9 protein-coding genes are annotated in these 12977 nt (G+C 73.8%); 6 read left to right on the top strand and 3 right to left on the bottom strand.

Annotated features, from left to right (window positions below; all coding sequences use genetic code 11):
• Positions 1 to 132: 132 nt before the first annotated feature.
• The 6 genes from ABD419_RS19735 (at position 133) to ABD419_RS19710 (ending at position 8569) form a co-directional block, all read left to right on the top strand.
• Positions 133 to 1968 carry a rhamnogalacturonan lyase family protein gene (locus ABD419_RS19735; RefSeq protein ID WP_344489991.1) on the top strand — a complete coding sequence of 612 codons (1836 nt, stop codon included), beginning with the start codon at positions 133 to 135 and terminating at the stop codon, positions 1966 to 1968.
• 54 nt (positions 1969 to 2022) lie between these two features.
• The gene (locus ABD419_RS19730; RefSeq protein WP_344489988.1) at positions 2023 to 3714 is read left to right on the top strand and encodes a DUF2264 domain-containing protein; all 1692 of its coding nucleotides are present in this window, start codon (positions 2023 to 2025) and stop codon (positions 3712 to 3714) included.
• A gap of 101 nt (positions 3715 to 3815) precedes the next feature.
• Positions 3816 to 5102, top strand: a complete 1287-nt coding sequence (locus ABD419_RS19725; RefSeq protein ID WP_344489985.1) for an ABC transporter substrate-binding protein — start codon at positions 3816 to 3818, stop codon at positions 5100 to 5102.
• Between the two features lie 130 nt (positions 5103 to 5232).
• Positions 5233 to 6297 (top strand): LacI family DNA-binding transcriptional regulator, encoded by a 1065-nt coding sequence (locus ABD419_RS19720; RefSeq protein ID WP_344489981.1) that lies wholly within the window; start codon positions 5233 to 5235, stop codon positions 6295 to 6297.
• 113 nt (positions 6298 to 6410) lie between these two features.
• On the top strand, positions 6411 to 7088 hold the full coding sequence (locus ABD419_RS19715) for a haloacid dehalogenase type II (RefSeq protein ID WP_344489978.1): 678 nt from the start codon (positions 6411 to 6413) through the stop codon (positions 7086 to 7088).
• 38 nt (positions 7089 to 7126) lie between these two features.
• Complete coding sequence (locus ABD419_RS19710; RefSeq protein ID WP_344489975.1) at positions 7127 to 8569, top strand: tetratricopeptide repeat protein; 1443 nt, start codon at positions 7127 to 7129, stop codon at positions 8567 to 8569.
• Between the two features lie 55 nt (positions 8570 to 8624).
• Here ABD419_RS19710 and ABD419_RS19705 read toward each other — a convergent pair whose 3' ends face one another.
• The 3 genes from ABD419_RS19705 to ABD419_RS19695 all read right to left on the bottom strand — a co-directional run bounded on the left by ABD419_RS19705 (position 8625) and on the right by ABD419_RS19695 (position 12956).
• Positions 8625 to 9092 (bottom strand): SRPBCC family protein, encoded by a 468-nt coding sequence (locus ABD419_RS19705; protein WP_344489972.1) that lies wholly within the window; start codon positions 9090 to 9092, stop codon positions 8625 to 8627.
• An 86-nt stretch (positions 9093 to 9178) separates the two neighbouring features.
• A complete protein-coding gene (locus tag ABD419_RS19700) occupies positions 9179 to 10405 on the bottom strand; it encodes an ROK family transcriptional regulator (protein WP_344489969.1) in 1227 nt (408 codons plus the stop codon).
• A 25-nt stretch (positions 10406 to 10430) separates the two neighbouring features.
• Positions 10431 to 12956: a beta-galactosidase gene (locus tag ABD419_RS19695; protein ID WP_344489966.1), complete on the bottom strand. Its 2526-nt coding sequence runs from the start codon at positions 12954 to 12956 to the stop codon at positions 10431 to 10433.
• Between the last annotated feature and the right edge of the window lie 21 nt (positions 12957 to 12977).

Below are 12977 nucleotides of genomic sequence, written 5' to 3'. Positions count from 1 at the left end.
ACTCAGGGGGTTCAATATAGTTACCCATCGATGTATCGTCAAGCGATCGAGGTTACGACCATCAGTGCCGACATCATGGTCGGCGACGGGGCCTGGCGGCGAGCCATTTCCACCGGCATACTTGGAGCGATCATGAAAACGTTTAAGCGACTCTCGGCCATAGGAGCCGTCCTCGGCCTCGTGGCCGCGGGCGCCGCCTACGCCGCGAGCACCGGCGCGAGCCACGCCGAGGAGGTCGGCGTCCAGCAGACCCTCCGCCCCATGGAGGACCTCGGCCGCGGCGTCGTCGCGGTCCGCAACGGCTCCAGCGTCCTCGTCAGCTGGCGCCTGCTCGGCCTCGACGCCGCCGGCACCGCCTTCAACGTCTACCGGTCCGCGAACGGCGGCGCCTGGACCAAGCTCAACGGGTCCGCCCTCACCGGCGGCACCAACTACACCGACACCGGCGCGAACCTCTCCCAGGCCAACGCCTACCGCATCGCTCCCGTGCTCAACGGCACCGAGCAGGCCCCCAGCGCCGCGTTCACCCTCACCGCCAACCACGCCGACGAACCCGCCGTCCGCATCCCCCTGCGCGCCGGCGGCCCCGTCAAGTTCACCTGGACCGGCGACCTCGACGGCGACGGCGAGTACGACTACGTGATCGACCGCCAGACCTCGCCGCAGACCATCGAGGCCTACACGAGCACCGGCACGTTCCTGTGGTCGGTCAACCTGGGCCCCAACTCCACGAACCAGGACAACATCGAACCCGGCTCCGCCACCATCGACGTCGGCCACTGGGACGGCGTCACCGTCCAGGACTTCAACTCCGACGGCTTCGCCGAGGTCGCCCTCAAGTTCGCCGACGGCGTCGTCTTCGGCGACGGCCAGACCTGGACCCACGCCGACGACGACCGGCAGTGGATCGGGATCCTCAACGGCCGCACCGGCGCCCTGCTCAACTACGCCGGCGTCCCCCAGGACTACCTCGCCGACGGCCCCCTGGCCATGCAGTTCGGCGTCGGCTACCTCGACGGCACCCGCCCGTACCTGGTCGCCTCCATGAAGAACCGCATCGGCAGCGGCGACTTCAACATGATGATCGCCGCCTGGACGTGGTCGGGTCAGAACCTCACCCAGCAGTGGAAGTGGCTGCGCGGCGGCACGAACGCCCCCGACGGGCACAACATCCGCATCGTCGACGTCGACGGCAACGGCACCGACGAGGTCGCCCACATCGGCTTCGTCCTCAACGGCAACGGCACCCTCCGCTACTCCCTCGCGGGCCAGGGGATCATCCACGGCGACCGGTTCCACATCGCCGACCTCGACCCCGCCAACCCCGGCCTCGAAGGCTACGGCGTCCAGCAGGTCAACCCCAGCGGCCTGCGCGAGTACTACTACGACGCCGCCGACGGCCGGATCATCTGGAAGCACACCCTCTCCGGCACCGCCGACGTCGGCCGCGGCATGGCCGGCGACGTCGACCCCCGGCACCCCGGTATGGAGGTCTGGTCCTTCGACGGCCTCTACAACGCCGCCTCCAACCAGCTCACCGAGCCGAACACCTCCCTGCGCCCCTGGCCGCAGCTCGGCCTCTGGTGGGACGGCGACCTGACCATGGAACTGCTCAACGACGGCAAGCTCGAAGAGTGGGACCCGCTCAACCCCGCCCCCACCAACGGCCTGCCGCGCATCGAGACCGTCACCTCCTACGGCGCCGTCAAGGCCGCCCAGGGCGGCCCCACCCTCGTCGGCGACCTCCTCGGCGACTGGCGCGAAGAGGCCGTCTACACCAACGCCGCCTACAACCAGCTCATCGTCTTCACCACCGACAAGCCCACCAGCACCCGCCTCTACACGCTCGCGCACAACCCCGAGTACCGCAACTGCATGACCACCAAGGGCTACATGCAGTCCCACCACACCGACTACTTCCTCGGCGCGGGGATGAGCACCCCGCCCCGCCCCCCGATCACCTACTGACACGCCGCGGGGCCGCTCCGGCGGCCCCGCCCGACCCCATGGATTGAACCCACTGTGACCACTCCTTCGCGGGCCTTCGGCCCGCTCGACCAGACCCGCACCGGCTGGCAGGCCGCCGCGACCGCCCTCGCGCGGCCCGCCGTGGACCTCGCCTCCCGCGGACCGGACGCGATGCCCGTGACCATGTCGAACCACTCCCACGCGGAGAACTGGTTCGAACTGCTCACCCGCCCGCTCTGGGGCCTGGCCGCGGCCGCCGACGCCGTCCCCGACGACCTCTGGGACGCCCTCGCCGCCGCCCTCGCGCGCGCCCTCGACCCCGCCGACGACTGGTACGCCGGCGACTTCGGCGACGCCGACCAGCGCTGCGTCGAGGCCGCCGCCGTCGGCTGGGCCCTCGCCACCGCCCGCGAGCACCTCTGGGACCGCTTCGCCCCCAAAGCGAAGGACGACACCGTCGCCTGGCTCTCCCAGGCCTACAAGACCGGAGTGGTCGACAACAACTGGCACTACTTCCCGGTCATGGTCGGCCACGGCCTCGACGCGGTCGGCGCCTACCGCGACCCGTCCGTCGCCGCCGCCCACCTCGACCGGATCGGGGAGTTCCACCTCGGCGGCGGCGTCTTCAAGGACGGACCCCAAGGCCGCGTGGACTACTACAACCCGTTCGCGTTCCACACCTACGCGCTCCTGCACTACCGCATCTGCGGCGACGACCGGTTCGTCGACCCCGCCGCCGACTTCGCCCGCACCTTCCGCTCCTGGTTCGCCGCCGACGGCGCCGCCGTCCCCTACGGGCGCAGCATGGGCTACCGCTTCGCCCAGGGCTCCCTGTGGGGTGCGCTGGCCGCCGCCGACGTCGAGGCCGTGCCGTGGGGCGAGGCCGCCGGGTTCAGCCGCCGCCTCCTGGCCTGGTGGTGGGACAAGCCGATCCTCACTCCCGACGACCGCCTCTCCATCGGCTACGGCTACCCCAACGACCTCGCGGCCGAGCAGTACCTCACCGCCGGGTCGCCGTGGTGGGCCGCGAAGGCCTTCACGGGCCTCCTCGCCGGAGCCGACCACCCCTTCTGGACCGCCGAGCCCGAGGCCCCCGGGCCCGGGACCGACGCGAACCCGGCCGCGCAGGCCGTCCACGTGCGCGACGCCGGCGGCCACGTCACCCGCCTCAACGGCCAGTCCTGGCGCTCGAAGATGCGCGGCGGCAAGGACACCTACGCCCGCCTCGCCTACTCCTCGCTCGCCGGGTTCTCCCACGCCGTCGACGGGCCCGGCCTCGAGGCCGCCGCGCCGGACGGGACGCTCGTGCTCTCCGAGGACGGCGTCCACTGGCGCGGCCGCGAGGACGCCGTCTCGTGCGCGATCGACTGGAGCGGCGTCCTGACCACGGTCTGGCGCCCCTGGGAGGACGTCACCGTCACCTCCGAGCTCCAGGCCTTCGAGGACGGCTGGCACACCCGCGCCCACGTCATCGAGACCGCCCGCCGCCTCCACACGGGGGAGGGCGGCTGGTGCGTGCCCCGCGACGGCAACGAGGCCGCGGTCGCGAACGACCGCGTCGCCGTCGTCTCCCGCGGCGTGCGCAGCGAGGCCCTCGACGACGGCGGGAACCGCGAGGCCGCGCTGGTCTGGCCCATGCCCGGCACGCACATGTACTGGCCCGCGACGGTCCTGCCCGTCCTCACCGGCGTCCTCGAACCCGGCCGCCACGTCTACCGCGCCCGGTTCTATGCCGGAAGGGAGTGAGCGGCCCGCTTGACAGGCTCGGAAAGCGCGATCTAAGGTGACCGCGAGCGAAGTTAAAACGATTTAACCCCCAATCCCATCCCTCACGAAGGAGTTCAACGATGAGCAACCCGATCCGCCGCCGCACCCTCCTCACCGGTGCCACCGCCACCGCGGCCCTCGCCGCCACCGCCGCCTGCGGCGACGACGGCCCCGCCGGGACCGCCGACGACCCCGTCGAGATCAGCTTCGAATGGTGGGGCGACGAAGCGCGGGCCGACATCACCAAGCAGGCCGTCGACCTCTTCATGGAGCGGAACGAGGGCATCAAGGTCGCCGCCAACTTCGCCGACTACCCCGCCTACTGGGAGAGCCTCACCGGCCGCATGGCCTCCCGCGACCTCCCCGACGTCTTCCAGATGGACTACCCCCGCCTGCGCCAGTTCGGCGGCACCGGGATGCTCCTGCCCCTCGACGACCTCGTCGACACCGCCGACTTCCGCGACGGCGTGCTCGACACCGCGAAACTCGACGGGAAGCTCATCGCGGTCCCCGTCGGCAGCAACGTCTTCGGCCTCATCTACCGCCCCGACTGGTTCGCCGAGTACGGCATCGCCGTCCCCGAGACCGGCTACTCCTGGGACGACTACACCGCGCTCGTCCGCGACCTCACCGCCGCCATGGGCGAGGGCCGCTGGGGCGGCGCGGACTGGACCGGCTCCTACCTCCTCGCCGAGCTGTGGCTGCGCCAGCAGGGCGACAGCTTCTACTCCGACGACGCCGCGAGCCTGAACTTCACCAAGGAGCAGCTCGTGGAGTGGTGGAGCATCGCCGCCCCGCTCCAGGCGGACGGCTCCGTCCCCTCGCCCGAGGAGACCGCCGCCGAGAGCGCCCCCGGCGTCGCCGCCGGCTCGATCGCCACCGAGCTCCGCTGGGACACCGCGGTCAACGGCTACTGGTCCACCGTCACCGACGGCGGCGGCGCCCTCGGCATCATCGCCCCGCCCACCACCGACCCCGCCAACCTCGCGCTCCACCTGCGCCCCGCGATGCAGTACGTCGTCGGCGCCAACACCGAGCAGCCCGAGGCCGCCGCCAAGCTCATCGAGTTCCTCCTCGGCGACCCCGACGCCGCGAAGATCCTCGGCACCAACCGCGGCATCCCCTCCACCAAGACCGCCCTCGACAACGTCGAACTCGACGAGGCCTCCCAGGCCGTCATCGACTACGAGGCCACCGTGGAGCAGCACCTCGCCGCCGCCCCCGTCGTCCCGCCCGCCGCCGCCGGCGCCGTCGAGGCCAAGTTCACCGAGATCTACCAGCAGGTCCAGTACGCCACCATGACCGCCGCCGACGCCGCCGACCTCTTCTTCACCGAGGCCGAGACGCTCTTCGCCAGCGAGCAGTAGCCACCCCGGGGGCGGGGGGCGTCTGAGGGGTCGCCCCCCCGCCCCGCCCCGAACTTGACAGGCCCGCGCCGAGCGGGGACCATTGTTACAGAAACCGTTTCCGGAAAATCTGAAACAAAGGCGGACGGACTTGGCGCGCAAAGGCAGCAGCACCGGCGACGGCAAGCGCAGCACCACCATCCGCGAAGTCGCCGAACGCGCGGGCGTCTCCGTCGCGACCGTGTCCCGCATCCTCTCCGGCACCTACCCCGCCGCCCCCGCCACCCGCGCCAAGGTCATGAAGGCCGTCGAGGAACTCGACTACGTCGCCAACCACCACGCCCGCGCCCTCCAGGGCACCACCCGCAAGAGCATCGCCATCATCGTCAACTCGGTGATCTCCCCCCACTACGCCCACGTCGCCCAAGGCGTCCAGACCCAGGCCGCCGAGGACGGGCGCCTGTGCCAGATCGGCACCACCGGCGGCGACGCCGAACGCGAGCTCGCCATGGTCCAGTTCATGCGCGAGCAGCACCCCGAAGCCGTCATCCTCGTCGGCAACGTCAACGCCGACGACGAGTACAAGGCCCGCATGAGCCGGTACGCCCACGCGCTGGCCGCCATCGGCTCCCGCCTGGTCCTGTGCGGACGCCCCCCGCTCGGACCCGACGCCCCCGCCGTCGTCGTCGAATACGACAACACCGGCGGCGCCTTCGCCGCCACCAGCCACCTGCTCTCCAACGGCCACAAGCGCATCCTGTTCCTCGGCCGCCGCCCCGGCTTCACCACCCCCGACGCCCGCATCGCCGGCTACCGCGACGCGCTCGCCGCCCACGGCGTCGCCCACGACCCCGGCCTCGAAGCCGACGGCACCTTCGAGCGCTTCGAGGGCTACCGGATGATGCAGACCCGCCTCGCCGCCGGGCCGCCCGACTTCACCGCCGTGTTCGCCGCCAACGACCAGATCGCCGCCGGCGCCCGCCAGGCCCTCCTCGAACGCGGCCTCACCATCCCCGGCGACGTCTCCCTCGTCGGCTTCGACGACCTCCCGCCCGCCGCCGACATCGACCTCACCACCGTCTTCCAGCCCCACGAGGAGCTCGGCCGCACCTCCGTGCGCCTCGCCCTCGAACACGCCCGCAACGGCGGCCCGCCCCCGCACACCGTCCTCGGCGCCCACCTCGTCCTCCGCGGCTCCGTGCGACCGCTCGTGTAGCGGCCCTACTAGATTGGGCGCGCGACCCCCTCGCGACGACATGAGGCCGCGACTAGACTCCGTTCCGCACAGCGCCGCGGCCGACCGGCCGCTGCCGCAACGAGGGAGCTGACATGTCCGCTCAGATCGACGCCGTCGTCTTCGACGTCCTCGGCACCATGGTCGACGAACCCCGCGGCCTCACCGAGGCCCTCCGGGCAGCGGCGCCCGCCGCCGACACCGCCGAGCTGCTCGCCCTGTGGCAGCGGCACATCGAACGCGAACAGGACCGCGTCGTCACCGGCGGCCGGCCCTACGCCACCGCCGACGCCCTCGACCGCGAGGCCGCCGAAGCCGTCGCCGCGCACGCCGGGATCACCGACGCCGCCGTCCTCGACCGCCTCGCCGGAGCCGGCCGCCGCCACCCCGCCTGGGACGACGCCGCCGCCGGACTGGAGCGCATCGCCCGCCACCGCCCCGTCCTCGCCCTCTCCAACGCCAACCGCGCCGCGCTCCTCCACCTCACCGCCAACGCCGGCCTCCGCTGGCACCAGGCGGTCTCGGCCGAGGACGCGCAGACCTACAAGCCCGCCCCCGAGGTCTACCGCCTCGCCGTGGACGCCGTCGGCCGCCCGCCCCAGCACCTCCTCATGGTCGCCGCCCACGCCTGGGACCTCCGCGGCGCGCAGGCCGCCGGGATGCGCACCGCCTACGTCCACCGCCCCGTCGGCGACCCGCCCGCCGCCGACGACCGGTTCGACTGGCACGTGGGCAGCCTCGCCGAACTCGCCGACGCCCTCGACGCCCTCTGACCTCCGGGCCTGGCCGGAGCCGTTGCGCCCGTGGTTGAATGACGTACCCCTCGACCACCGGAGCCCCCATGCCGCAGGCGCAGACCGACCGCGAGACCGCCGCCCGATACGGCGACGCCCTGCTCGCCCAACGGAAACCGCCCTGGTACAGCCTCGCCCCGACCTCGCCGACCGGCGCCAAGGCCGCCCCCGACGACCTGCCCGCCGCGCAGCGCGACCTCCTGCGCCTCGTCGCCCACCTCGGCGCCGCGCCCGTCCCCCTCGGCCTCCTCGACGGCGACCTCCCCGCCTCCCTCGCCGCCCCCGCGAACCTCGTGCTCGCCGCCGCCCACCTCGGCGCCGCCGGACTCGCCCGCGTCGACCGCGACACCCTCTCCATCGACCTGTGGCTCGCCAAGCGGCTCAGGGACGCCACCCCCGCCCCCGACCGCCACGACCTGCTCACCAGCGCCCGCCGCCTCCTGCGCCGCCGCCTCCCCGACCACCGGCTCCCCGAGGCCCGGCCCGCCTGGCGCGCCCTCCTGCCCCACGCGCTGGCCGCCGCCGGCGACGTGACCGCGGGCGACGTCGACGACGCCACCTGGCTCATGGAGCGCGCCGCCGCCTACCTCCAGCAGTACGACCAGCTCGACGCCGCGCAGCTCCTCCTCGACCGCTCCCTCACCGTCAAGCAGGAGCGCTACGGCGTCGAGCACCCCGAACTCGCCGCGACCCTCGGCGACCTCGGCGCCGTCCTCGTCCTCCGCGGCGAGACCGACCGCGCCGAACGCGAACTCACCCGCGCGGTCGGCATCGCCGGAGCCGCCCACGGTCGCAACAGCGTCGAGGTCGCCCGACCCGTCGCCCACCTCGGCGTCCTCATGCACGACCTCGGCCGCCTCGAGGACGCCCGCGACCTCCACGCCTGGGCCCTGCGCAACACCATGGCCGGACTCGGCTCCGACCACCCCGAGACCGCCGAACGCGCCGCCCGCCTCGCCGGCGTCCTCCACGACCTCGGCGACCTCGACACCGCCCGCGCCCTCTACGAGCAGGCGCTCGCCATCGGGCAGCATGCCGACGGCCCCGGCCACCCGGCCCTCGCGGGCACCGTCGCCGCGCTCGGCGCGGTCCTCAAGGACCTCGGCGACCCCGGCGCGGCCGACGTCCTCGAACGCGCCCTGGCGATGCGCCTGCACGACGACGACCAGCGCGGCACCGCCTCGATCCTCGTCGACCTCGGCGTCGCCCACCAGCAGCAGGGCCGCACCGAGACCGCGGGCGACCACCTCGCCCGCGCCGTCGTGCTCGCCCGCGACACCGGCGAACTCCAGGTGCTCGCGCTGGCGTTGCGCAACCTCGCCGTGGTCGAGCACCTCGCCGAGCGCCCCGCGCGGCGGGCCGCCCTCATGGACGAGGCCGTGGCCGCGTTCGAGGCCGGGTACGGCCCGGACCACCCGCTCACGGTCGAATGCCGGGCCCTGCGGGCGGCCTGGACCTGAGCCCCGGGCACGGCGAAAGCCCCGGCCGAGGCCGGGGCTCTTCGAGTGCGCGCGGTCAGACCGGCAGGCCAGGGGGCTCGACGTCGCCCCGCCAGCCGCCGCTCGCGGAGCCGCGCTCCTCGATGAACGACTTGAAGCGCTGCATGTCGCCCTTGATGCGGCGGTCGAGGACGCCGAGCTTGTCGGCGGCCGTCTCGACGAAGCCCTCGGGGTCGATGTCCATCTGCGCCGTGACCCGGGTGGTGAGGTCGTCGATGCGGTGGAACGTGACCACGCCGGCGTGCGTGGGGCCCGAGATGGAGGTCCAGGCGACCCGCTCGTCAGGGTGCTGCTCGGTGATGGCGGCGTCGAACTCGCGGGTGACCCCGCCGATGCTCGTGCGCCAGTGGGTCAGCGTCTCGCCGATCTGCTGGATCTCGTCGACGCCCTCCATGAACTGGGGGAACGTCTCGAACTGCGTCCACTGGTCGTACGCCGTGGAGACCGGGACTTCGACCTCGACTGATTCGGTGATGGTGCTCAAGGCACTCGCTCCTTCGGTCGCGGAACGCGCCGGTCGGCGCGTCGTCTTCCGGTCCCGGGTTACCCCGCACCGGCCGCGGCACACCTTCAGAGGGCGGTGGGGACCCGGGTCGTGACGAGGCCGACGTCGCTGAGGAAGCGCTCGAGCGCGATCGTGGCGATGCCGGTGGCGACCGAGTTGCCGCGCACTGTGGACACCTCGACCTCCAGGTCGGCGGCCGAGTCGCCGGGCGCCTCCTCGACCACGCTGCGGCGCACCGCGGGCACGAGGTGGTCGCCGAGCGCCCACACCGTCCACCCGGTCAGGGTGATGGTCTCGGGATTGACGATCGCGACGAGGTCGGCGAGGGCGGCCCCGAGGTAGCGCGCGGTGCGCTGGATCGTCTCGGTGACGGCCGGGTCCGGCGCGGGCGGCTCCAGCGCGGCGGCGAGCGCCCCGATGAAGTCCCGCTGGAGCGGGACCGAGGCGAGCGGGTGCGCGGGGTCGATGGCCCCCAGGGTCTGCTGGACGCCCAGCGCGCCCACGTACGCCTCGACGCAGCCGCGGCGCCCGCACCGGCAGGCGCGGCCGTCGAGGGCGAGGAGGCTGTGGCCCCACTCGCCCGCGAAGTTCGTGGCCCCGCGCAGGATCGCGCCGTTGAGGATGATGCCGGCGCCGACGCCGGTGCCGAGGTTCACGGTGATGGTGCTGGCGTGCCTGCGGCCCTGGCCGAACCACAGCTCGGCGGTGGCGATCGCCTTGAGCGGGTTGTCGATCACGATCGGCAGGTCGAGGCGCTCGCGGAGCCGGTCGACGTGGTGCCGGGTCGCGTTGGGCATGGCGGGCGCGTTCCCGCCCCAGCGCTGCATGGAGCCGGGGAGGGAGACGCCGACCCCGAGGACCTCGTGGCGGGGCGTGCCCGCCCGGGCGAGGGCGGCGTCGACGGCGCGGGCCACGCCGTCGACGACCTCCTCGGTCTCGTCGTGCCGCTCGTCCGCGGCGACCTCGGCGGCGGCGACCTCGTCGAGGGCGGCGTCGAAGACGACGGCCCTGATGTAGGTCTCCGCGACGTCGACGCCGACGATGCGGCCGCGGTCCTGGTTGAGCCGCAGGAGTGTCGTGGGGCGCCCCACCCGCCCGGAGGCCACGCGCGCCTCGGTGACGATCCCGCCGGTGAGCAGGTCGCTGACCACCGTCGCGACGGTCGCGGTGCTCAGGCCCGTGGTGCGCGCGAGCTCGTTGCGGGTCGTCTCGCCCGCGGCGAGCAGCGCGTGCAGCACGTCGAGCCGCGATTCGCTGCGTATGTCGCGCGAGGTGCGCCTGGTGGGGGCCATCGGTACTCCTGGGGCTGTGGGGGTGCTACTCCGGTGCGGGTGCGGCGGTCACGCGCTCGAGGCGCGGGTGCGCGCCCCCGGCGGTGCCGCGGACCAGCAACCTGACGGTACCGGAGTTCCACCCGGCCGGAATCCACAGTCGACCCGGATCGCCGCCGGTGAACCGGGGCCGGTGCGGGTCGTCGAGCCACACGCGCCCCAGGAGTTCGCCGCCCGCGAAGGCGCTCACGCGGACCTGCTCGCCCTCGAAGCGGAGCGACCGCCCGCCGGCGGGGACCGGGACGTCGAGCCAGGCCTCCTCGCCCGGTGCGAGCGGCAGCGGCAGCTCGACGCCGAGCCCTTCGGCGTCCTGCCCGGCCAGCGCGATGATCGCGTGGTCGGGCTGGGCCTCGATCCGCCAGTCCCGCACGGCCTCCAGGCGGAGCAGCTCGACGCCGCCGCCGCCCGAGCCGGGCCAGTGCGGCGCGGTGACCGCGATGTCGCGGCCCCGGCCGGGGGCGAGGTGCAGCCACGGGTCGTTCGGGCTGAGGATGCGCGCCTCGCCGTCGACCTCGACCTCGACGGGCAGGACGAGCCCGTCGATGTGGAAGGCGTGGTGCGAGGTCCCGTCGACCGGGAGCGTGCGGCGGTAGGTCGCCGGGCGTCCGATGCGGGTGCTGCTCCAGCCGCCGAGGCTGCGCACGGGCGCGGGGTCCCCGGCCCACTGCGCGCCGCCGTCCACGGTCCACAGTGCATGGACGTCCTCGCGGCCGGCCACCGACCACACCCGTCCGAGGCCGCGGAGCGACCCGAGGGCGAGGCCCGGCAGGCGGGAGTCGTCGAAGTTGGCGTGGCCCCATGTCTCGACGGTCGCCTCGAACGCGGTCTTGCCGGCGGTCGGCACGGTGATCGTGCCGCCGTAGACGACCCGGGTCGGCAGGGCCTCCCCGTCGAGGGCCAGGTCGACGATGTCGGCCGCGCCCTCGATGAGCAGTTCCTCCACGCCGTCGAGGTCGGTCGCGTAGTGCGTGCGGCCGCGGAAGACGCCGACGGCCTCGGAGGCCGGCGGCAGCTCGTGGGCCTCGGTGCGGCCCGTGCGGGTCGGCAGCGCGCGGCGGTACGCGGTGGTGAGCTCCTCGGCCTCCTCTGGGGGAGCGGTGATCTCGCCGTGCGCGCCGCCGGGGTCGAGCACGTCCTCCGGGTGGAGGACGACGACGGCCAGGCCGCCGACGTTCTGCCGCACCGGGCTCCCGATCTCGGGGGCCGCGAACGTGGCGGTCGCGTCGTCGACGGCGATGACGGCCGGCACCCGCGAGGCGAACCGCAGTCCGCCCTCATCAGCGCCGACCAGGTCGGCCGAGGCGAACCGGAGCACGCCGGGCAGGCCGAATCCCGCGAGCGGCAGGTCCTGCACGACGAGTGCGGTCGAGCGCGGCGCGAGCGCCACCTCGACGCCGTCTACCAGCGCGGTCCCGGGCTCCTCGGTGAGGTTCGGGACGCCGGTGACCGTGCCGCCGCCCGCGAGGACGAGCCGCGAGGGGGACGAGCTGGTGGTCACCGAGACCGCCTGCACGCCTTCGGCTCCGGTGGCGCGGGCCCCGGCGAGGGCCGGGCCGAGCGTGCGCGCGAACGCGGTGAGCGTGCGGGCCTCGGCCGTCTCGGGCCGCGCCTCGCCGACGGGGGAGAGGTAGCCGCCGAAGTCGTAGTCGTGGGTCATGAACCCGCCCGGGTCGCCCCAGTTGCCGACCGAGGGCGTGTAGCCGAAGTCGTACCCCGACGCCTGGAGGTACGGCGCGATCAGGGACGCGCCGCTGACCATGAGGCGGCGGAGCGTGGCGTGGCTGCGGTTGGTCTCGGTGACCAGCAGCGGCAGGCCCCGGGCGGCGGTGAGGTCGGCGTACCGGCGCACCTCGGCCTCGACGAACGGCGAGCGGTCGTCGGGGTAGAAGTTGAACGCCGGGCACACGCCCTCCACATCGCCGTTCGCGCCGACCAGGTCGCCCTGGCCGGCGCACGCGATGAGCGGCACCTCGACGCCGTGGCCGACCGCCATGTCCCGCAGCGCGGTGATGTAGGCGTGCCGGTCGGCGGTGTCGAAGAAGTCGAGCTCGTTCTCGAGCTGGACCGCCGCGACCGCGCCGCCGCGGCCCCACTGGCGTTCGGCGAGGAGCGGCATGACCTGGTCGAACCAGCCGCGGACCTGCTCCAGGAAGCGCGGTTCGGCCTGGCGCACCCGCAGGTCCTCGTCGAGGCCCAGCCATGCGGGCAGCGCGCCGCCGTCCCACTCCGAGCAGATGTACGGGCCGGGCCGCGCGATCACGGCGAGGCCGGCCTCGTGTGCGAGGTCGAGGAACGCGGCGGCGTCGCGCCGCCCGGCGAAGTCCCACACGCCGGGGGCGGTCTCGTGGAAGTTCCACGGCAGGTACATGTCGATCGCGCGGTAGCCGGTGGCGCGGACCTGCGCGAGCCGCGCCTCCCAGGTCTCCCGCGGGAGCCGGAAGTAGAACAGCGACGCGCAGAGCAGGGCCTCCTCGCGGCCGTCGAGCACCAGGCCGGCAGGACGAAGTTCCACCGCCGAAGTGGACAGATCAGT

The sequence above is a fragment of the Glycomyces endophyticus genome, from assembly GCF_039531525.1.
GTDB classification, from domain to species: Bacteria; Actinomycetota; Actinomycetes; order Mycobacteriales; family Micromonosporaceae; genus Glycomyces; species Glycomyces endophyticus.
Note: the sequence above shows the minus strand (reverse complement) of the source record. Positions and strands in the feature narration are given on the sequence as shown.